We start from the raw sequence: 22180 nt of genomic DNA, 5'->3' as shown, positions 1-22180 counted from the left end.
TCCGTTCTTCTTCGTCAGTGTTCGATCACGGCTTCGCCCGAGGCGGCCATGATCTGCTCTTTTGTTGCGTCGGAACCGAACTGTGCCGAGATCCTGCCCTTGCTCATCACGATGATGCGGTGGGCGATGCTGAGGCATTCGGTGACTTCCGAGGTCGAATAGATGACCGCGAGGCCCTGGGTCGCCCGCTCGGCCAAAAGCTTGAAGACCTCCGCCTTGGCGCCGATGTCGATGCCGCGGCTGGGCTCGTCGAGCAGGATGACGCGCGGGTGGGTGGCGAGGATCTTGCCGATCACCACCTTCTGCTGATTGCCGCCGGACAGCGAGCCGATCGGCGCGCCGCCGCCTGCGGTCTTGATGTGGACATTCTTGATCGAGTCGTCGATCAACGCCTGCTCGCGGCCGCGCGACAGCAGCATGCCCCTGACGAAAGTGCCGATGCTGGCGAGCGACAGGTTGGTGCCGACCGACATTGTCTGGACGAGACCGTCGCGCTGGCGGTCTTCCGGTACGAGCGCCAGCCCGCGACCAATACGGTCGGCGATGCTCAGCTTCGACACGTCCTGGTTCTCGAGCATGACCTTGCCTCCCGTCGACGGCACGCGGCCGGCTACGCATTCGAGCAGTTCGGTGCGCCCGGCGCCCATCAGGCCATAAATGCAGACGATCTCGCCGGCACGCACGTCCAGCGACAGGTTGTCGACGACGGAATAGCCGGTGCCCGATGCATCGGCGACGCTGATGCCCTTGACCGAAAGCGCCACCTCACCGAATTCGTAGCCCGAAGGCGGGGAACCGAGATCGAAGTTTTCGCCGACCATGTTGCGGACGATCCATTCGAGATCGATATCCGCAACATCGGCCTTGGCCGTCATCGCGCCATCGCGCAGCACGACGGCATAGTCGGTGATCTGCAGGGCTTCCTCGAGATGGTGGGAAATGTAGACGATCGATACGCCGCGGCTCTTGAGATCGCGGATGACCTTGAACAGCACCTCGACTTCAGTCGCGCTCAGCGCCGAGGTCGGTTCGTCCATGATCAGGATGCGTGAATCGACCGAGAGCGCCCGGGCGATCTCAACGATCTGCTGCTGGCCGAGCCGCAGTTCCTCAACGCGGGTGAGGGGATCGATGACTTCGTTGAGGTCTGCCATCAGGGCCTTAACCTGGCGGGCTTCCTCGGCGAAGTCGACGCCGGTCGGGCCCATGATCTCGCGGCCCATGAAGATATTGTCACGGACGCTGAGATTGGGCGCCAGGCTGAGTTCCTGGTGGATGATCGAGATGCCGCGATCGCGGGCGTCCGTCGACGAACTGAACACGACCCGTTCGCCGTCGAGCACGATGTCACCCGATGTCGGCGTGATCACGCCCGACAGGATCTTCATCAGCGTCGACTTGCCGGCACCGTTTTCGCCGAACAGCGTCGTCACCTTGCCGCGACGGATGTCGAAGTTGACACCCTTCAGGGCATGAACGTTGCCATAGGACTTGGCGACGTTATGCGCAGAGAGAACGACATCGCCGATCTGTGGCGCGGACTTGAGTGCGGCGCTCATTGGACGTCCAGCTTGGCCGGCGTCACCAGCCAGCTGTTCGGGTTGATGAGCTGGAACACGCCGACAACCGAGATGGTCTTCCCGGTGAGGTTGGCGGTATCGACCTTAGAGAGGACCTGCGCCTTCATCTCCTTGTTCAGGGCCGATCCAGCGTTCTGATACTCGATCTGGTTGGTAAACTGCTCGAAGGACACGGTCCCCGTCGCGTCGCGCAGATCCGTACCGTTGATGGCCGGGCCCGTCTGGACGCGGACCGTCACCGTGCTCGGTACGCCCGGAACCGCCACGGTATAGATGCCCGACTTTGCCTGGCCGACGACGCCCGTGAACTTGACCGAAATCTCGGGTCCGACGCCACCCGGCACACCATACTGCTTGGCAGCTGCCTCCTTGTTCGCCGCAATCGCCGTCGCCAAGGTGTCGGCGCTGACCGCGCGCTTCTCGATCGCCGCCTGGATCTTCGGGAACTCGGTGGCGCCGTATGTCTCGGGAGAGAAGGCATTCGGCTGCGAGTCCGCCTCGGAACCGATCTTCACCACCTTAGTGTCGATCGCCATGGCGGCGATCAGCACAACGACGGCAACGGATCCTAGGATCAGGCGTAGGCGAGGCTTGGGAGGACTGTTTATCGAGGTACCGACCAGATTGCTCATGGTGTGACCACCTTTGACTTGACGATGCGGAAAGGGGAAGGGCGACCGTGAGAAGCGGCACGACGAAGCGCGCCACCCAAACCGGCGGATGCGGCATTCATGGAGAGATGAACGGGGCGATCGGCTGAAACTAGCATTTTCGCCCCTCCTCCAAGCGGCTGACTGCATCAGGCGATACGGGGATCGCCCTTGGCATTGTGAATTTCAGATGCGGCTAATTTAACTCAGTCCGCGCATTAGTTGTGGTATCTTTATGTTATCGAGCACCTTCACTATGTGATATGGTCTACACCTTGTCAATCGCTGGACCATCATGCGTTCAGCAAAAAGTTCACATTTAAGTGCGCTGAACAGGGACGGGAGGGAGTCGCTGCTCCTTTTCGTAGACAACCCGCTCCGCCGGTGATTTTAGCGTGCTGCCGGAAAGCTATGCAAAAACGAGAGTTGCTGCGCTACCATTTAGCATAAAAGCCTATAAAATAGACACAATTCGACCATGGCGATGACATTTCTCTCATCATGGCTTTACCTCTGCCCGGCAGCGGCGTGAGGCATGCGGCCCCAACGACGCGCGCGAGAGAAGCGCGACTTTCCTATGAGATAGTCCATGTGATAATCTTGACTTGTGTTATGAAAGAGTGCAAAAAATTACACGAGCTACCATTAATTTCAAAAGCAAAGCGAGGCATCCGGGCGATGGCGCGATCTGCCGATAAGCGCGACAATGAAGACAGCCTCGCGGTCCGCGCGGCCTGGCTTCATTATGCCGCCGGCCTTACGCAGTCCGAAGTCGCGACACGCCTCGGCGTCACCAGCGTCAAGGCCCACCGGCTGATCGCCCGCGCCAACCAGAATGGCGCCGTGAAGGTGACGATCGAAGGCGACATTGCCGAATGCGTCATGTTTGAGCGCAAGCTGGAGAGCCGCTACGGCCTGGATTATGTGGAGGTTGTCCCCGATCTCGCCGAGCAGGGATTGCCGTTGAAGGCGCTCGGCATGGCTGGCGCCGGCTTTCTGCAGCGCGAGATCGAGAACTTTCAGGGCGGCGTCATTGGCATCGGCCACGGCCGGACATTGGCAGCGGCTGTCGCAGAGATGGCGCGGACCGATGCGGCGCGGGTCCGGTTCGTGTCTCTGCTCGGGGGCGTCACCCGAAATTACGCGGCCAACCCGCACGACGTGATGCACCGGCTGACCGAAAAGACGGGCGCTGCGGCTTACGTCATGCCGATCCCTTTCTTTGCCAACACGGTCGAGGATCGCGAGGTGCTGCTGTCGCAGCGCGGCGTGCGCGAAATATTCGACCTGGCGGAGCGCGCCGATCCGATGATCGTCGGCATCGGTACGGCTGAAGCGGATACCCAGTTGGTGGCGTCGCAGATGATCGAGGCGGCCGAAATCGCCGACGTGAGGGCCAAGGGCGGCGTCGGCGAAGTGCTCGGACACTTCTTCGATGCCGAGGGCAAGCCGATCGAGACATCGCTGTCGGCGCGGACTTTGTCGCCTGGCCTCGAGGCCATGCGGGGTCGCCGGATCGTTGCCATCGCCGGCGGCAAACAGAAGGTCGCGGCCATCGATGCCGTCCTCAGAAGTGGTTTTCTGCGGGGACTGATTACCGACGAACGCACGGCGCAGACGCTGGTGCGGGATGATCTGGCCTGAGCGGCAGGCGAGGAGGAGCGCATAATGGACGACTGGAAGACATTGCGCCCGGCCACGGCAGGGACTTCGTTTCATGGCTGATGCCGGGCAGGACATACTGATCGGCATCGATGCCGGGACGTCGGTGATCAAGGCCGTCGCCTTCGACCTCGGCGGCCGGCAGATCGCCGCGTCGTCGGTTGCCAATCGCTATGCCTCCGGAGCTGACGGATCGGCGACCCAGCCACTGGATCGTACCTGGGACGATTGCGCGGCAGCAATCCGCGGGCTCGGCGACAAGGTACCGGAGCTGGCCGCCCGCACCGCCGCGGTCGCTGTGACCGCCCAGGGCGATGGCACATGGCTGGTCGGCGCCGGCAACGCACCGGTCAGTGACGCGTGGATCTGGCTCGATGCGCGGGCTGCCCCCACGGTCCGCCGACTGGTCAATGCATCCGATGAACGCTCGCGATTCGAGACCACGGGCACTGGGCTCAACACCTGTCAGCAGGGCGCGCAGATGGCCCATATGGCAGCCACCGCGCCCGAACTATTGGATCGGGCCGAAGTTGCGCTGCACTGCAAGGACTGGCTCTATCTCAATCTCACCGGCATTCGCGCCACGGACCCGTCCGAGGCCTGCTGGACCTTCGGCGATTTCCGCAGCCGCTCCTACGACGATGGGGTGATCGCGGCGCTCGGGCTGTCAGGCCGCCGGCACCTTCTTCCCGAAATCATCGACGGCACCAAGACCACGCATCCGCTGACCGCCGCCGCTGCCACCCGGACAGGGCTGAGGCAGGGCACGCCCGTCAGCCTCGGCTATGTCGATATGGTGATGACAGGCATGGGGGCAGGGGTCTGGACCGGCGATCTCAACGCCGCCTGCACCGTCATCGGCTCGACCGGCGTCCACATGCGGCCCGTATCGACCGAAGCGGCGCGGCTGAATGCCGAGGGCACGGGATACATCATGGCGTTGCCGGTGCCCGGAATGGTCACGCAGATGCAGACCAACATGGCGGCAACGCTGAACCTCGACTGGATCCTGCGCGTGGCAGCCGATCTGATCGGCGAGGGCGGCATCTCCCCATCCCATGCCGAGATGGTCGGCCGCATCGACAGCTGGATGGCCGCCAGCCGTCCGGGCGCCATCCTTTATCATCCCTACATTTCCGAAGCCGGCGAACGTGGTCCCTTCGTCAATGCCAGCGCCCGTGCCGGCTTCATCGGACTGAGCGCCGGCCATCGCTACCCGGATCTCCTGCGCAGCGTCATCGAAGGCCTGGGCATGGCAGCGCGCGATTGCTACTCGGCGATGGGCGCTCTTCCCCTTGAACTGCGCCTGACAGGCGGCGCGGCCCGCTCCAAGGCACTGGGCGGCGTCCTTGCCGCGGCGACGGGCGCCAGCGTGCGGGTTTCCGCCCGCGAGGAAGCCGGTGCCGCCGGTGCTGCGATGATGGCCGCCGTCGCGGTCGGCATCTATCCGGACATGGATGCCTGCATCGCCGAATGGGTGACGCCGCTTCTCGGCGCCGGCGCAGCCCCGGACCCCGAGCTTGTGCCGATCTATAATCGGACGTTCCCCGCCTACCGGCAAGCCCGCCTGGCGCTGGAGCCCGTTTGGGACCTGCTGGCATCGGCGCAGGAGAGTGCAGCGTGATCCCCGTTCGGAAAAGTCCCCCAGACAATCATATCCGGCAGACCCGGAACAAGACATTGGCATATGCCGCAGGAGAATGCAGATGAGCGATATTCAGACGGTAGACATGTTCATCATCGGTGGCGGCATCAATGGCGCAGGCATTGCGCGCGATGCTGCCGGCCGTGGGCTATCCGTCATCCTTTGCGAGAAGGACGACCTGGCGCAAGGCACCTCGTCGCGCTCCGGCAAGCTGGTGCATGGCGGCTTGCGCTATCTCGAATACTACGAATTCCGCCTGGTCCGCGAAGCGTTGATCGAGCGCGAGGTGCTGCTCAATTCGGCAAGCCACATCATCTGGCCGATGCGCTTCGTCCTGCCGCACAGCCCCAATGACCGGCCAGCCTGGCTGGTCCGCCTCGGCCTCTTCCTCTACGACAACCTCGGCGGCCGCAAGAAGCTGCCGGCCACCCGGACGCTTGACCTCCGGCGTGACCCCGAGGGAGCGCCGATCAAGGATGAATACACCAAGGGCTTCGAATATTCCGACTGCTGGGTGGACGATGCCCGCCTCGTCGTCCTGAATGCCAAGGATGCCGCCGAACACGGCGCCGAGGTGCTGACGCGCACGGCCTGCACCAGCGCGCGCCGCGAGGGCGATCTGTGGCGGGTGCAGATGACCGACACGCGCACCGGCGCCAAGCGGGTCGTCATGGCGCGGGCGCTGGTCAATGCCGGCGGCCCCTGGGTCAACGACATCATCGGCCGCGTCGCCGGCACCAATTCCAGCCGCAACGTCCGTCTGGTCAAGGGTAGCCATATCATCACGCCGAAATTCTGGGACGGACCGCAGGCTTATCTGGTGCAGAACCATGACAAGCGCGTGATCTTCATCAACCCCTATGAAGGTGACAAGGCGCTGATCGGCACGACCGACATTCCCTATGACGGCGCACCGGAAGCCGTTTCGGCCGATGAAAGCGAGATCGAATACCTGCTCAACGCCGTCAATCGCTATTTCAAACAGACGCTGCGCCGCGAAGACGTGCTGCAGACATTTTCGGGCGTTCGGCCGCTCTATGACGACGGCAAGGGCAATCCCTCCGCCGTCACCCGCGACTATGTCTTCGACCTCGACACGACGGGCGGCGCGCCGCTGCTCAATGTCTTCGGCGGAAAGATCACCACCTTCCGCAAGCTGGCAGAGCACGCGATTCAGAAGTTGCAGGCGACCTTCCCGAAGATGGGGCCGGACTGGACCGCCAAGGGTGTCCTGCCGGGCGGCGAGATCGAAAACGCCGACGTGCCGCGCTTCCTGGAAAAGCTACAGGGCGACTACGGCTGGCTGCCGCGCGGGCTGGCCCGCCACTACGCACGTCTTTATGGTGCCCGCACATCGAGGCTGATCGGCGGTGCGACGTCTGTCGCGGCGCTCGGTCAACATTTCGGCCCGAATTTCTACGAGGCGGAAGTGCGCTATCTGATGGCGCAGGAATGGGCCGAGACGCCGGAGGACATCCTCACGCGCCGCACCAAGCACGGTCTGCATATGAGCGCCGACGAGAAAGCCGCATTTGCCGCCTGGTTCGATGGCCAGATGGCACTCTCGGCCTGAGCCGGGCTCGCCAGGTTTCGCGCGGCGGGCAGGACCGGCCGCGCACCGTTTACAGGAGACACCGATGGGGCTGACGCTGTCGCTCAACACCAATCCGCTGGTCAACCGCTTCGCCGAACCAGACGACCTGATCGACGCCATCGCGCAAAAATTGAAGATCCGCGACGTGCAACTGACCCATGAGTTCATCAATCCCTCGTGGCCCGCTGCCGTCATCCGGCGCCTGACCCGGGACATGAACAAGGCGATGGGCCGTACCGGCGTGCGCGTGACGTCGGGCATGACCGGGCCCTATGGCCGCCTGAACCATTTCGGTCATCCGGACAGGGATGTGCGGCGCTATTATGTCGACTGGTTCAAGACTTTCGCCGACATCACCGCCGACCTCGGCGGTAGTTCGGTCGGCACGCAGTTCGCGATTTTCACCTACCGCGATTTCGACGACGCGGCACGGCGCGAGGAATTGATCCAGATTGCCATCGATTGCTGGGCAGAGGTGGCCGAGCATGCCAAGGCGGCGGGCCTCAGCTATGTCTTCTGGGAGCCGATGTCGATCGGCCGGGAGTTCGGCGAAACCATCGCCGCCAGCCTCGCCCTTCAGGACCGCCTGACCGCCGCCAACATGGCGGTGCCGATGTGGATGATGGCCGATATCGACCACGGCGATGTCACCAGCAGCAATGCAGACGATATCGATCCCTATGCCTGGGCGCGCGCGGTCCCACCGGTATCCCCGATCATTCACATCAAGCAATCGCTGATGGACAAGAGCGGCCACCGCCCGTTCACGGCCGACTTCAATGCCAAGGGACGCATCCAGCCTGAGCCTTTGCTGGCTGCCTTTGCCGAGGGCGGAGCCAGGGACAACGAAATCTGCCTCGAGCTGTCGTTCAAGGAACGCGAGCCGAACGACCGGCAGGTGATCGAACAGATCGCCGAGTCCGTCGCCTTCTGGGCACCGCACATCGACACCGGGATTTCGGACCTGCACCTCTAGCCCATTGAAACCACAGAAGCGCAAGACGAGCGCCGGGAGATAGCACAATGACACAGACGCCCTTCTGGATCGGGACCAGCTGGAAGATGAACAAGACGCTGGCCGAGGCGCGCGCCTTCGCCGAGGGCCTGGCCGGCGCCGATATCGTCAACGATCCCCGCCTGCAATGTTTCGTCATCCCGCCCTTCACGGCAATCCGCGAAGTCAAGTCGATGCTGCGCGACAGCGCCGTCAAGGTCGGCGCCCAGAACATGCATTGGGCCGAAGCCGGTGCCTGGACGGGCGAGATTTCGCCGCTGATGCTGGTCGACTGCGGCATGGATGTCGTCGAGCTCGGCCATTCGGAGCGGCGGGAATTCTTCGGCGAGACGGATGAGACTGTCGGCCTCAAGGTCGAGGCGTCAGTGCGCCACGGGATGATCCCGCTCATCTGCATCGGAGAGACGCTGGCCGACCGTGAAAGCGGACGGGCCGACGAGGTTCTGGCAGCGGAAGTTCAAGGCGCGCTCGGAAAGCTGAGCCCGGAACAAAAAGCAGCCCCCATCCTGCTCGCCTACGAGCCAGTCTGGGCGATCGGCGAAAACGGCATTCCGGCCAGGGCCGACTATGCCGACGCCCGTCAGGCTGAAATCATCAAGGTCGCTGAAGATATGCTCGGCCGCCGCGTTCCCTGCCTCTACGGCGGCTCGGTCAATCCCGGCAACTGCGCCGAGCTGGCCGCCTGTGCCCATATCGATGGACTGTTCATCGGCCGCTCGGCCTGGAACGTGTCCGGCTACCTCGACATCCTGGCGCGCGTTTGCGCGGTGCTCTAATCGACACCATTTAAGTTCACTGGAAAAAGGAGAAAACCCATGAAACTCGCAATCGCTGGCGATAGCGCCGGAAACGGTCTCGCCCATGTTCTTGCCGAATATCTGAAGGATCGCCACGAGGTGTCCGAAGTCTCGAAGCCGGCCGACGGCTCCGACGAATTCTATGCCGGCCTCTCGGCCCGCGTTGCAGCCGACGTGCTCTCCGGCAAGTATGACCGCGCCATCCTGGTCTGCGGCACCGGCATCGGCGTCTCGATCTCCGCCAACAAGGTGCCGGGCATTCGCGCAGCCCTTTGCCACGACACATATTCTGCAGAGCGTGCAGCGCTGTCGAACAATGCCCAGATCATCACCATGGGCTCGCGCGTCATCGGCAGCGAGGTCGCCAAGTCGATCGCCGACGCCTATCTCGCTCAGACCTTCGACGAGAACGGCCGCAGCGCCTCCAACGTCGCTGCGATCAACGAGCTGGACGCCAAGTTCCGCGACTAAGCAGCTTGCACGGCGGCTTCAGCAGGGCTGGGGCCGCCGCTCTTTGCCGGACGTCCCGGGCGCATTTCGCCTCGACCAAACGACCGCCCGCCCGATTGGCCACCGATTGAACCAATTCCTTTCCAATGCGTTAACGAGCGTGACGCGAAGGATGGACAAATGGGCCTGCACGACCGAACTCTGACGACCACGACATCCGAACCCGCTTTCGAGGCCGCAGCCGTGCTGCACGCCGGTCGGGCCGTGCGGGAGTTCCTCGTCTATCTGAAAGCCAATCCGATCACGGATACCGTGATCCTCGATGGCGATGAACTGCCGCTTTCGAAGGCTACGATCGTCAACGCCTTCAGGTTGCTGATAGCTTACGAGACAAGGATGGAACAACGCGCTCAACTTCAGAAAGTCGGGCTCCTGCTTGCGCAGTTTCAGGGCGTTGCCGATCAAGGGACGATCAATCAACTGCCTGAAGATCCTCTGGAATCCTGGATAGACACGGTCGCCGATGAACCCTCTTCAAACGAAAATCTCTGGCTTGCCGCCTATCGCGAGCAGGAGGAGTTGAAGCAACTCTTCGACGCCTCTGCCCGTATGGCCGAGCGACGCGCCGATGTGCACTCTTCGGACGCGGAAATACAGTCGGGCCACAGTCTCCCGAACTGATCGACTGCCTGGCATCAGGTGCGTTTTCCGGTCATGCGACCGTATCCCCAAAATTTCATTTCACCTGATCACCAGCCTGGCACAAGCCGCTTAGCTGTAAATAGCGAAGATGGAACGACCCATGGTCGTGTCGATTGACGGCTATGCGGGGGAAGACGTGGGCGAACGCAATCTGCAGCTGGAATGCTTGCCATGAGCCAGATCGCGAGAGGCAACATTCTCGCCCATCGCGGCAGTTGGGGTGGCAAAGTCGCGCGTAATTCACGCGAGGCCTTGTCCAACGCCATTCTCGATGGCTACGGTCTGGAAACAGACATCCGCGACCTCGACGGGACGCTGGTCATCTCCCATGATCCGCCAAAGCATTCCGACGATGTGATCCCCTTCGAGTGGCTGCTCGAACTCTATGCGAAAAATGGCTGCTCCGGCGTCTTGGCCTTGAATATCAAGGCCGACGGATTGGCGGCGCTTTGCGACCGGGCTCTGCGGACCTATGATATCAGGCGCTTCTTCATGTTCGACATGTCCATCCCGGACATGCTGTCCTATGTGAAGGCGGGCATGCCGGTCTACAGTCGCGTCAGTGAATATGAGCCTGAGCCGGCACTTGCCGCCGAATGCGCCGGCATATGGCTCGACAATTTCACTGGCAACTTTGCGCAGATAGACGTCGCCGGGCGGCTTGCTGCGAGCGACAAGCCGATCGCTTTCGTGTCGCCGGAACTGCACAAGCGTCCGCACGAAGCCATCTGGACCTCGCTTCGCGAGCATTCCGGAGTCGATCTCTCTTCGCTGCAGCTCTGCACGGACTTTCCAGATCAGGCAGCTCAATTCTTCGGGGGTTCACGTTCGTGATCAAAACGGTTCTGTTCGACATGGATGGCGTTCTCATCGACGCCAAGGACTGGCACTACGAGGCGCTCAATCGGGCACTGGAACTGTTCGGCTATACAATCAGCCGCGAATCCCATCTCTCGACCTTCGATGGCCTGCCGACCCGGCGCAAGCTGGAGATCCTGACGGCCTCCCACGGTCTGCCGCGCGGCCTGCACGATCTCCTCAACGGCTTGAAGCAGAACTACACGATCGAGCTCACGCATCTGCGCTGCAAGCCGGTTTTCCATCATCAAAAGGCCCTGTCGCGCCTGCACAAGGCCGGACTAAAAATCGCCGTCTGCTCGAACTCCATCCGCAACTCCATCGAGGTGATGATGCGGCTCGCGGCCTTGTCGCCGTTCATCGATGCAATCATCTCGAACGAGGACGTGGCTAAGGCCAAGCCGGATCCCGAAATGTATCTGTCTGCCATGCAGCGTTTCGGCGTGGAGCCGCACGAGTGTCTCATCCTCGAGGACAACGAGCATGGCATTCGCGCGGCCAGGGCGAGCGGCGGCCATGTCCTTGTCATCGGCACACCGGCCGATGTGACCTATGAACGGATCATGGCGCGCATCAACGAGATCGAACTTGCGGAAGTTGGCAGGCTTTTGGCGGAGGCGTCTCCCGCTTCCCTCGCCGAACCGGCCAATGGCGGCGAGCCGGCAGTTTCCCTCCGCAAGACAGCGTAACACGCTCAGGATTTCGCTATGCAGATTCTCATGCCGATCGCCAGCCGCTCCCAGTTCTTTCCGGAGCAGGAGTATTTCTTCCCCAAGCCGTTGATCGAGATCGCCGGCAAGCCGATGATCGATTGCGTGGTATCGGCGCTGCGGTCCACCATTTCAGGCGCTCGGTTCTGCTTCATCATCTCGGCCGATGACGCGCGGCGCTTTTCGCTGGACGAGACGTTGATGATTGTCGGCGGCCCCGGCACGAAGGTCATCCAGCGGATCGGCGAAACCAAAGGCGGGCTGTGCTCGGCGCTACTGGCGGGGGACGAGCTCGACCTCGACGAGCCACTGGTCATCTGCAACAGCGACCAGATCATCGACGCCCCGCTGATGGAGATCCTGGAGAAGTTTCGAACGGACGACGTGGCATCCGGCGTCGTCACCTTCCGCTCCGTCCATCCGCGCTGGTGCTATGTCGTGCCGGAAGGCGAGGGGCGTGTTGCCCAGGCGGCTGAAAAGCGTGTCGCCTCCGATATCGCCGTTGCCGGCTTCTATTATTTCAGGCGCGCCGGCGACTTTTTCGCCGCGGCACGGCGGGCGATCCTCAACGGTGACGACGTCGAGGGGCAGTACTACTTCTCCGCCGCCCTGAACCAGATCATCCTGCGCGACGAAGAGGTCGCCTACGTAAAAATCGAAGCCTCGAAATATTACAGCTTCTATTCGCCCGAGAAGATCGCCGAATTTGCCGCAACCGAGCTGGCCGCAAGCCTGCGCGATCAGCCGAGCCATGAGCGACCGATCAATGTCCTCATTCCGGCAGCAGGCGAGGGCAGCCGCTTTGCCAAGCAGCATTGGGGCAAGCCAAAGCCGTTCATCGACGTCGATGGCAAGATGATGCTCGAGCATGTCATCGCCAATGTCTGCCCCGCCAATGCCAGCCCCACCGTGCTGCTGCGGGCAGAGCACATGAAGGCCTGTGATCGCGAGGTTCAGCTGTTGCGCGGAATGGGCACCACCATACGTTCTGTCGATCGCCTTACCGAGGGTACCGCCTGCACCGTGCTGCTCGCACGAACCAGCTTCGACAACGACCGTCCACTGCTGATCGCCAATTCGGACCAGTGGGTTGATTTTGACTGCAGCGCCTTCATCGACGATTGTCTCGAGCGCAATCTCGATGGGTCTATCCTGGTATTCCGCGATGTCCTGATGGACCCGAAGTGGTCTTTCGCCAGGATCGACGAGCGCGGCCTGGTGGTCGAGGTCGCCGAGAAGAGGGCGATTTCCGATCTGGCGACGGTCGGCATCTACCTCTTCCGCCGCGGTTCCGATTTCGTACGCGCAGCGGTCGACATGATCGCCTGCAACGACCGGGTCAACAACGAGTTCTACACCTGCCCGACCTATAACTACATGATCCGAAACGGCGCCCGGATCGGCGTCTACGAGGTCGCCGCCGACGCCATGAAAGGGCTCGGCACGCCGGAGGATCTGACAGCATTCCTCATCTCGAGCGGTGCGCCGCCCTCCGCCGACGCGCCCCTCGCCATGGCTGGCTGACGCGCATGAACGTGCCCGCCGCCACCATTGTCGTGCCGCTGGCTGGACCGGATTTCGTCTCCGACGATGGCGCGCTGAAGGCGCTTGCCGACATCGGCGAAGACGAACCCTTCCTGCTTGCGACACTGAAACGGAGGCCCTGGGCAAGGGACACCGCGCCCTCGAATTACGCCTTCGTACTGCACGATCGGGAGGAGACCCGGCGGTTTGCAAGCCATCACCTCCAATCCTGGTTTCCCGGCTGCCGCGTCGTCTTCCTATCCCACTTCACCACAGGTGCCGCCCTCAGCAGCCTTGCGGGCGCCGCTCTGCAACTCGGTGCCGACAACGGGCCGGTAATCGTCGACCTCGCCGATATCCTCTATACCTCCGACCTTGATCCGGCGCTTCATTTCGCGCGCAATGCGCATGTCGGCGGCCTTGCATTGACCTTCGAAAGCACCAATCCGATCTACAGCTATCTTCGCAGGGACGAACGCGGGCAGGTGGTGGAAGCTGCGGAAAAGCGCGTGATTTCCAGCGAAGCATCGGCTGGAACCTATGCCTTCCGCTCCGGCTCGGTTTTGTTGAAGGCCGTAGCCCATGCCCTCGAAAACGCCGGCTCACAGACCTACCGCAACCTGTTTTTCGTATGCCCGCTTTTCAACGGCGTTCTTGCCCAGTCGCTTGCGGTCACCACCCAAGCGGTGCGCAATGTCAGGGATATGAAATAGCTGCGCGCCCAGTGCGGCCGTGCTCGGGTCCACTGCCGCGCGGCAATTTTTTCGAATCTGTAAAGATCGCATTCAGTCTTTTTTGGTAATCCATCCTTAGGAATTGGTGGCAAGGGCTCGGAATGGCGCGCGTCCCCAATAGGCATATGTACTGCGTACGGGTTCCTTTATGCGTTTATTGGCGTTTTCAGCGATTATCTCGATGTGCCTGCTCGCTTCCGGCTGCACGTCCCGCTCCAGCTCAGAACAAGTTGCCGCTGCCGCGCCCTCACCGGAAACCACGGGGTCCATCGCGGTGCCCTCGAATTTGGTGCCGCCTTCGAATGTCGGTCGAAGCACTTCGAGGCCGGCGCCGTCGCGCGGCGGGCAACTGGCCTTCGCGGCGCCGGTCGCTCCGCCGGTGCCCCTGTCGCTGGCGCCAAACGGCGTGGCCCGACCGGTCCCGTCCGAAAGACCCGGCGCATTCGCGACGGCACCGGCCCTGTCGCTTTCCGATGGCCAGATCTACGGGCATCGCTTCCGCGATGCCAAGCCCATCAATTTCGGCCGGTCGTCGCCGCGCAAGCTAGCGGTCCATGGTGTCGACGTGTCGCGCTGGCAGGGGGATATTGATTGGCAGAGATTGCGCGGCCAAGGCGCGAACTTCGCCTATATCAAGGCAACCGACGGCGGCGACCATCTGGATCCGATGTTCAAGACCAACTGGCGCAAGGCAAAAGAGGCCGGCGTACGCCGCGGCGCCTACCATTTCTTCTACTGGTGCCGTACAGCCGGCGAACAGGCGGACTGGTTCATTCGCAATGTACCGAGGGAGGCCGGCGCCCTGCCGCCGGTCATCGACGTCGAGTGGAACGGGGAATCGACCTGCAAGCAGCGCCTTTCACGCGCAAGGGTGCTGGAAAAGATCAAGGTATTCGCCGAAAAACTGGAACGCCACTACGGCCGCCGGCCGATCATCTATACCGCGCCCGATTTCTACCGTGACAACCTCCAAGGCGAACTGCTTGACTATCCATTCTGGCTGCGCTCGGTCGCTGCCCATCCGGCGGATCTCTATCCGGGGCGGAAATGGCTGTTCTGGCAATATTCCGGCTCCGGACTGTCCGATGCGGTCAAGGGCAAGATCGACCTCAACGTCTTTCACGGCAGCGGCGATGAATGGCACAACTGGGTGGCCTCGCGCTGACAGGCGGAATCATTCCGGCTTCCTCTGTGACAACATGCGATATTTTTCTGACAGGATATCGCTAAATTTCCGGCATTGCTAAAATGGCGGGGGCTTTTTTTCATGTTTTATAAGCTCTTGGCCGTAGGCTCCAAGTTGAACATAAGCCCGCTTGAGCATTGACAATGAAACACCTGCTGGAACACGACCGCCTCGACGTCCTCTCCAAGCTTAACATCCTGGATACGCCGCCAAACGAAAATTTTGATCGCATCACGCGTATGGCCAGCCAGATTTTCAATCTTCCCATCGCCGCCGTTTCGCTGACCGACACAGATCGGCAGTGGTTCAAGTCTCGCGTCGGTGTAGACCACACATCCATACCGCGCGAAGGAGCCCCCTGCGCAGAGGTGGCCGAACGCACAGACGCGCTGGTTATTGAGGACATGGCTGCCGACTCCTGCTACCGCGACAGCCCGCTCGGTAAAAGTGGTATCCGCTTTTATGCGGGAATGCCGCTGACGACGCGGGAGGGGTATGGGCTTGGAGCACTGTGCGTACTCGGCACCGAGCCCCGGACGGTGACGACGCAGGAGATGGCGGGACTTCGAGACCTTGCCGCGATGGTGATGTCCCAGATCGAGCTGCAGCACTCCATCAAGCGCATCGATCCCATTAGCGGGCTCCCCAACCGCACGCAGTTCATTGAAGACCTCTCCGATCTCGAGCGTGATGACCACGGCGGCATTCAACGCTTCGTGGTCATGGTCGATCTCGCCGAGAGCGGACAGATCGACCATCTTGTCAGGGTCATGGGCCCCAACCACATCGACGCCAGCGTCCGCAGTGCCGGCCGGCTCGTCGAGTCAGCTTTATCAGGCGGCAGGATCGCCTATCACGTCGCGCCGACGCAATTTGTCTTTCTCGCGCCGCAGGGTGCTCGCAAGCAGCGATACATGTCCAAGCTTGCCACTATGCTGATGCAGATAGAGGAAACCTCCAGCCTCCGCTTCTCGATGACGCCCGTCATCGGACTTACGCCCTTCGTCGTCGGCAAGAAGTCGCCAGCCCAACTCCTGCGGGAGTTGAACAGTGCGGTCCAGGATGCTCGCTCGTTGGAATCCCGGGTGAGCTTGTTCTCGCCTATCAGCCACGCCAAACAGGCGCGCGCCCACCGGCTGCTTGAAGACTTCGGAGTGGCGCTCGAGGCCGATGATCAGCTGGCACTCGTGTTCCAGCCGCGCATCGACATGGCGAGCGGGCACTGCATCGCGGCAGAGGTACTGTTGCGATGGACCCATCCCGAATTGGGAGCCATATCGCCCGGCGAGTTCATTCCGATCGTCGAACATTCGCCGCACGTGCGGAAGATGACCGCCTGGATATTGGACACGGCCCTCCGCCAGACGAGGGTCTGGACGGATATCGGCCTGCGCTTGCCGCTCTCCGTCAATGTGTCGGCGGCCAACCTCGAGGAAGAGGATTTTCCCGAGCAGGTGGCGCTGGCGCTGATGCGACACGGCATACCGGCCTCCATGCTGGAGCTGGAGATAACCGAGAGTGCCATCATGAGGGATGCCTCAAGGGCCATGGAAAAGCTGAATGCGCTTGCCGAAGCCGGCATAAAGCTGGCGATCGACGATTTCGGAACGGGCTACAGCAGTCTATCCTACCTGCAGATCTTGCCGGCAAGCGTCGTCAAGATCGATCAGTCATTTATCAAACACCTCAGCGACGGCATGCGGGAGCTCAATCTCGTGCGGTCGATGATTTCCCTGTCGCATGACATGGGCTACCGGGTGGTGGCCGAAGGCGTCGAAACGGCGAAAGTGCGCGATATCCTCGCTGCCATGAAGTGTGACGAGGCCCAAGGCTATTTCTTCGCAAAACCGCTGCAGCCTGCTGAATTCGAAGATTGGCACGGACTGAACAACACCAATTCGCTGCGGGCCACCGGGTAACCCCCCACCTGCTCGCAGTCGACGCCGTTCAGCGCGACCGAGGCCATTCCGACGGGTTGTCAGGGACACGTACGCGCCTTCCTGTCGATGCGGATCGAAACATACTTAACAGCGGCAGGTTCTTATTGTTTCCCGCGAGCTAAGTCTTTGTCTCTGCTCACCCTTGTCAATTTGAGATACTCCGCCACGTAGCTGATGATGCGAACACAGCAGTGCTTGCTCAACGCTCGAGAGACAGGAGTTACAGGTGACGGCATCGTTCAGCGAAATTTCCGGAAGCACTTTGGAGGGGATGAACGATGAGGCACTGGACAGCCTTCCTTTCGGTGTCGTGGGTCTCACTCCAGACGGCGTCACCAAACGCTACAGTGCTCGGGAAGGAGAACTGGCGGGCCTGAGACGCGAGACTGTGATCGGCACTGACTATTTCGATGAGATTGCGCAATGCATGAACAATTTCATGGTTGCGCAGCGCTTCGAGGATGAGCCTGAGATCGACGATATCATCTCCTACGTCCTCACGCTAAAAATGCGCCCCACACCGGTGAAGCTTCGCCTACTGAAAGGGAATGCGTTTTCGCTCCGATACATTCTGATACAGCGATGAACAAAGCCTCCATGGAACAGCCGCATCAGGACGAATACGAACATCTCCTCCATTTCCTCTATGCATGCCCGATCGGGCTGATCGACATGACGCATGAGGGGACGATAGAGTTGATGACCCCCCTCGCGAGCAATCTTCTCATGCCGTTGGCAACGGACGGCGTGTTGACGAACCTGTTGACTGCCCTTGAAGATGCTGCGCCCGAATTGCACAGCCTGATCGATGAGTTCACGCCTCGCCGGGGCACGATTTGCGAACATCATCGCATTCATGTCGACCCTTCCTCCCAGGTAAACGCGGACGAGCGGCGCGTGCTGAGCTGCACGGTGATAAAGCTCAACCCCAATCGATACGTGGTTGCCCTCACCGATGTATCGGCGCAGGTCCGTCAGGAGCGTCGCCTGCGTGAGGCGGAGACATGGTTCGGCTCGTTGCTCGAAGGCGTCAAGGAATTCGGGGTGGCTTCTCTCGGAACCGACGGTCGTATACAGGCTGTCAATTCGACACTGGTGGACCGGACCGGCTTTGCAGAACAGACGTTGACGGACTCGCCGGTCGCGATCCTGGTGGAGGCCGACCCCGCCGACGCCGCATCCAAGATGGAACGACGCCTGGAGCAAGCCGAGCGGGACGGTTGGCAGATCAGCGAAGGCTGGGCGCGGCGCAGCAATGGCGAGAGGTACTGGTGTCAGAGCTTGATCGCCGTGTGCGCCGAGCGATCTCCCGACAACGGCTCCTTCACACGAGGATACACGTTTATTCTGCGCGAAGTGGCGCGTCGCGACAATGATATGCTCGAACTCAAACGGCTGTTGCGCACGGATCATCTCACCGGTGCCTACAATCGAGGCGCGTTTTTCGACGCCGCGGAGAAGGCATTTCTGAAATGTCAGAAGGCTGCGCGGCCATTGTCGATGATAACCTTGGATATTGACCACTTCAAACTCATCAATGACACGTACGGCCACGGCGTTGGCGACGAAGTTCTGCGCTCCGTCTCGAATGCCTGCAAAGCTGCGGTCAGGCCGCACGACATATTTGCACGCATCGGCGGCGAGGAATTCGCAATCCTTTTGCCCGACACCACCTCGGAAGAATCGAGACGTGTGGCCGAGCGCGTCCGCCAGGCCATTGCCACAGCCCCTATATCGGTTGGCGAGGCTGCCTTGGTTGTGACGGCCAGTTTCGGTTGTGCCACGGGACCTTGCTTGACCGGAGGTGCTGCAGCCATCCTGGCTGCCTCGGATGCTGCTCTGTACGAAGCAAAACGCACCGGCCGGAACCGCATAGCCTGGGCCCCGGCTCGAACGGCGTGACGTCACCCCGATGCTCAGCCGAAAAGCCACCGCCCGCGTCTTGCAAGCCTTGATAGAGGCTGAACGTGCAGCCTCCCGGCGACGCCTGTCCGGCGCCACGCGACTACAGGGATCATCCGTCGGATCCTGGCCGGAAGAGATATCGCTGAGCAGTGGCGAACGGGGTCACCTCGGCCTGGATTCCCTCGAGATGATGGCCACCGCCGCTGCCATCAACGAAATGTTCCACCTTCACGAGAGCGCCGACGAAATTGATCTGATGGCCCTCGACACGTTCGGGGATTGGCTGGATATCATTCTGGCGGCTTGGAACAGCGGCGTGTCGCAGATGACGTTCATGACGTCCGGTTCAACCGGCGTTCCGAAGAGATGCGTCCACAAGCTCGAGAGTCTCGCCGAAGAGGCGGACTTCCTTGCGCAGCTGTTCCAGACGCGCCGAAGGCTCTTAGCCCTAGCACCCGCCCATCATATCTACGGCTGTCTGTTGACTGCATTTGTCGCCGACCGGCTGGCGGTGGATGTGGTACCCGCCACAAATTGCACGCCGAAATTCATGAACGGCGCGCTTATGCCCGGCGATCTCATCGTCTCGTTCCCCGAGCGATGGGCGGCAATAGACCGAATGGTCGTCTCATGGCCGCCCGATGTGGAAGGTGTCGTCTCGACCGCCCCCTGTCCGCTATCTCTCCTCGCGTCGCTCCACGATCGCGGGATGGCCGGCATGACGGAGTTGTATGGCTCCAGCGAGACGGGCGGCATCGGCTGGCGCAGATATCCCTCGAGCGAATTTGCCCTTATGCCACAGTGGCGATTTGCCGAAACCGACGACGGAGAGGCCGCTGAAGTCGGGCTTCTTTATCGGAACGGCCGATCATGCGAGCCGCTTGATCACCTCACACGACGGGGCAGGCGCACGTTCACCGTCGGCGGCAGGCGAGACGGCGGCGTGCAGGTGGGAGGTATCAACGTCTGGCCGCAGCGGATCGCGGCCGAGTTGGAACGTCATCCAACGGTGAGAGCGGCGTTCGTTGACCTCACGGTGACGCCATCAGGTCCATGCCTCGAGGCTTTCGTCGTTCCTGTCTCGTCCGATCTGGAGGATGACCTGCGCCCGGAACTGGAGACGTGGTGTCGCCAGCGTCTGACCATGATCGAGTGCCCGCGCATCTGGTCCTTCGGGGACGTCCTCCCCTCCAGGGCGCCCGCAAACGGATAATTCCGCCTGCGCCCGCACTCCATCAAGGCGCCTTCGCGGAAGCAGCGGCGTTGACAGCGGGTGGCGCGGTTGCCAGGATCTGGGAGGCGTTATCGGCAGACGTCGGCTCGGCCAGCCACCACCCGCCAACTGCGGAAGCTAGAATTATGACGAGGGCGATGACCCACACGGATCGCCTGTTGCTTGACTGGGGCGCGACGCCCTTGCTCAGTTCCATATGTATTCCTTCCAAAATTCAATCGGCGAAGGCTGCGGAGTAGGATGCCTAGCGGCAGTCGGTCGGCGGTCGGGCAGATGGTGGTCCGGTGGGAAAAAGCCGGAGGCAGATGCGAAGGCATCCAAGACGCCTGCAGCATCCACATCGGATACTGTCGGTCAGTTCTTCGTCGGATCAGGGTGGTTGCTTGACTGAGACGCCCATGCTAGCTCCTTAACATAGAACCGAACGGTTCGGTTCGATTATCTCACATGGCCCGGCCAGCGCAAGGGGGGCCGGGGAAAGGGTTCAGCTAGTGAGGCAGCAAGCCGTTGAAGATGACGTCGAGGTGGGCGGCCACTGCGGTGCCGTTCTTGGACTCTCGTCGTTGATCGAATATCAGGCGGAAGATCATGGCGAGCACGATCGGAGACATGACAACGTCCGCGACAGCGCCTGGGCCGGCCCTGAATTCGCCCGTGCGGCAGCCCTCGTCGATGATGGATTGCATGAATTCGATCAGCGGATCGATAAATCTGCGGTGGTTCTCGTCAACCACATGCGGGAATCGCGATCCCTCGGCAATGATGAACCTCAAAAATTCCCGTACCTTGCGATCCTCGACCAAACTCCTGTGAAAGATATCGATCAAGCCCCGCAAACGCTGTTCACAGTTTCCCTGTAGCTCTCTTCCGCTGGCCAATATATCGTCGAATGGGGTGGAGATGTGCCGGATCATCGCCGAGAACAGTTCTTCCTTCGTCTCGAAGTAGACGTAGATCGTACCCTTGGTGACGCCAACGCGGTCCGCGATATCTTCGACACGGGTCGCCACGTAGCCGCGCTCAACGAACTCCTCGAATGCGGCATCCAATATCTGCTTCGGCCGGCGGGCTTTCTGTTCCGCTCGCGTTAGCTTATTTTCATTAGTCATTGCGTATGTTCTTTCTGCATGGCCGTCCAGCAACACACAATTCGAAGAGATATCCATTGACTATTGAGTCAGTCAATTATATCAGCAGCCCACTGATAACAAGAGGCCCGTTCATGAAAAGCGTGTTTTGCCTTGCGCTTCTGGCTTCGGCTGCTTTGTTGCTCTGCTCGTGCGAGAAGCAGGAAAGTACCGAAGCTAAACCGAAGATGGTCGGAACGGTCGTTGCGTCAACCGCAGCCGTTGCCGAGAGCAATACAATTACAGGTGAGATCGCCGCTCGCGTCCAGAGTGACCTGTCGTTCAGGGTCAGCGGACAGATTATCGAGCGTCTTGTCGATGTCGGCACAGCCGTCAAGGCAGGGCAGGTGCTGGCGCGGATAGATCCCGCCGAGCAGAAGGCAGATCTCGCAGTCGCCAAGGCGACGCTGGAATCGGCGGAGGCCTCCGAGACACAGGCGCGGCTGGCATTCGAGCGCCAGCAAAGCCTGTTCAAGACGCAGGTGACGACCAAGGCTTCGCTCGACCAGGCGCAGGAAACGCTGCTGACGGCCCAGGGCACCACAAAATCGGCCGAAGCTTCGCTCGAAACGGCGCAGGACGCGCTCTCCTATACGGAGCTAAGGGCCGACGCCGATGGCGTGATCACCGCCCGCAACGCCGAGGTCGGCCAGGTCGCCCAAGCTGCGTCTACGATGTTTACGCTCGCCCATGACGGTGCCCGCGATGCGGTCTTCAACGTCTATGAATCGCTGTTCCTCAAGAACAAGCCGGTCGATGCAGNCTTTCCGACCCGAGTCGCCATGTCGACGCGCCCGTGCGCGAGGTATCGCCAACGATCGATTCCGCGATGGGAACGATCAAGGTCAAGGTCGGACTCGGCGAGAC

At 61.4% G+C, this 22180-nt stretch carries 19 protein-coding genes and 1 pseudogene; 17 read left to right on the top strand and 3 right to left on the bottom strand.

Going from position 1 to position 22180, the window contains the following annotated elements; all coding sequences use genetic code 11:
• Positions 1 to 14: 14 nt before the first annotated feature.
• Both VH564_RS17345 and VH564_RS17340 read right to left on the bottom strand, forming a co-directional pair.
• The gene (locus VH564_RS17345) at positions 15 to 1559 is read right to left on the bottom strand and encodes a sugar ABC transporter ATP-binding protein (protein ID WP_423341111.1); all 1545 of its coding nucleotides are present in this window, start codon (positions 1557 to 1559) and stop codon (positions 15 to 17) included.
• Positions 1556 to 2212: a DUF2291 family protein gene (locus VH564_RS17340; protein ID WP_423341110.1), complete on the bottom strand. Its 657-nt coding sequence runs from the start codon at positions 2210 to 2212 to the stop codon at positions 1556 to 1558. The genes VH564_RS17345 and VH564_RS17340 overlap by 4 nt, the downstream gene beginning before the upstream one ends.
• Positions 2213 to 2908: 696 nt before the next feature.
• Here VH564_RS17340 and VH564_RS17335 point away from each other — a divergent pair.
• From VH564_RS17335 to VH564_RS17260, 16 genes are all read left to right on the top strand, one after another.
• Positions 2909 to 3874, top strand: coding sequence for a sugar-binding transcriptional regulator (locus VH564_RS17335; RefSeq protein ID WP_423341109.1), 966 nt, complete (start codon positions 2909 to 2911; stop codon positions 3872 to 3874).
• Between the two features lie 73 nt (positions 3875 to 3947).
• Entirely contained in the window at positions 3948 to 5516 is a 1569-nt protein-coding gene (locus VH564_RS17330; protein WP_423341108.1) for an FGGY family carbohydrate kinase, read from the top strand.
• An 82-nt stretch (positions 5517 to 5598) separates the two neighbouring features.
• Positions 5599 to 7110, top strand: a complete 1512-nt coding sequence (locus tag VH564_RS17325; RefSeq protein WP_423341107.1) for a glycerol-3-phosphate dehydrogenase — start codon at positions 5599 to 5601, stop codon at positions 7108 to 7110.
• Between the two features lie 64 nt (positions 7111 to 7174).
• The gene (locus VH564_RS17320) at positions 7175 to 8107 is read left to right on the top strand and encodes a sugar phosphate isomerase/epimerase family protein (protein WP_423341106.1); all 933 of its coding nucleotides are present in this window, start codon (positions 7175 to 7177) and stop codon (positions 8105 to 8107) included.
• Between the two features lie 47 nt (positions 8108 to 8154).
• Positions 8155 to 8922, top strand: a complete 768-nt coding sequence (locus VH564_RS17315) for a triose-phosphate isomerase (RefSeq protein WP_423341105.1) — start codon at positions 8155 to 8157, stop codon at positions 8920 to 8922.
• A gap of 39 nt (positions 8923 to 8961) precedes the next feature.
• On the top strand, positions 8962 to 9414 hold the full coding sequence (locus VH564_RS17310; protein WP_423341104.1) for an RpiB/LacA/LacB family sugar-phosphate isomerase: 453 nt from the start codon (positions 8962 to 8964) through the stop codon (positions 9412 to 9414).
• A 159-nt stretch (positions 9415 to 9573) separates the two neighbouring features.
• Entirely contained in the window at positions 9574 to 10074 is a 501-nt protein-coding gene (locus tag VH564_RS17305) for a hypothetical protein (protein ID WP_423341103.1), read from the top strand.
• 192 nt (positions 10075 to 10266) lie between these two features.
• A complete protein-coding gene (locus VH564_RS17300) occupies positions 10267 to 10929 on the top strand; it encodes a hypothetical protein (RefSeq protein ID WP_423341102.1) in 663 nt (220 codons plus the stop codon).
• Positions 10926 to 11642, top strand: coding sequence for an HAD family hydrolase (locus tag VH564_RS17295; RefSeq protein ID WP_423341101.1), 717 nt, complete (start codon positions 10926 to 10928; stop codon positions 11640 to 11642). The genes VH564_RS17300 and VH564_RS17295 overlap by 4 nt, the downstream gene beginning before the upstream one ends.
• An 18-nt stretch (positions 11643 to 11660) precedes the next feature.
• Positions 11661 to 13187, top strand: coding sequence for a glycosyltransferase family 2 protein (locus tag VH564_RS17290; protein WP_423341100.1), 1527 nt, complete (start codon positions 11661 to 11663; stop codon positions 13185 to 13187).
• Positions 13188 to 13192: 5 nt separating this feature from the next.
• Positions 13193 to 13900 (top strand): hypothetical protein, encoded by a 708-nt coding sequence (locus VH564_RS17285; RefSeq protein WP_423341099.1) that lies wholly within the window; start codon positions 13193 to 13195, stop codon positions 13898 to 13900.
• A gap of 169 nt (positions 13901 to 14069) precedes the next feature.
• Entirely contained in the window at positions 14070 to 15086 is a 1017-nt protein-coding gene (locus VH564_RS17280; protein WP_423341098.1) for a GH25 family lysozyme, read from the top strand.
• Positions 15087 to 15250: 164 nt separating this feature from the next.
• Positions 15251 to 17026, top strand: coding sequence for a putative bifunctional diguanylate cyclase/phosphodiesterase (locus tag VH564_RS17275; protein WP_423341097.1), 1776 nt, complete (start codon positions 15251 to 15253; stop codon positions 17024 to 17026).
• A 247-nt stretch (positions 17027 to 17273) separates the two neighbouring features.
• On the top strand, positions 17274 to 17633 hold the full coding sequence (locus tag VH564_RS17270) for a hypothetical protein (RefSeq protein ID WP_423341096.1): 360 nt from the start codon (positions 17274 to 17276) through the stop codon (positions 17631 to 17633).
• A complete protein-coding gene (locus VH564_RS17265; RefSeq protein WP_423341095.1) occupies positions 17630 to 18949 on the top strand; it encodes a diguanylate cyclase in 1320 nt (439 codons plus the stop codon). Before VH564_RS17270 ends, VH564_RS17265 begins: the two co-directional genes overlap by 4 nt.
• Positions 18950 to 19139: 190 nt before the next feature.
• A complete protein-coding gene (locus VH564_RS17260; RefSeq protein WP_423341094.1) occupies positions 19140 to 20165 on the top strand; it encodes an AMP-binding protein in 1026 nt (341 codons plus the stop codon).
• Between the two features lie 509 nt (positions 20166 to 20674).
• Here the strand turns inward: VH564_RS17260 and VH564_RS17255 are convergent.
• Positions 20675 to 21235: a TetR/AcrR family transcriptional regulator gene (locus VH564_RS17255; protein ID WP_423341093.1), complete on the bottom strand. Its 561-nt coding sequence runs from the start codon at positions 21233 to 21235 to the stop codon at positions 20675 to 20677.
• Positions 21236 to 21408: 173 nt separating this feature from the next.
• On the opposite strand from VH564_RS17255, the pseudogene VH564_RS17250 reads away from it, so the two are divergent.
• Positions 21409 to 22180: pseudogene (locus VH564_RS17250) on the top strand (efflux RND transporter periplasmic adaptor subunit); the annotation flags it as partial.

Origin of the sequence: Rhizobium sp. HT1-10 (assembly GCF_049472505.1) — a bacterium.
Classification (GTDB): domain Bacteria; phylum Pseudomonadota; class Alphaproteobacteria; order Rhizobiales; family Rhizobiaceae; genus Rhizobium.
Note: the sequence above shows the minus strand (reverse complement) of the source record. Positions and strands in the feature narration are given on the sequence as shown.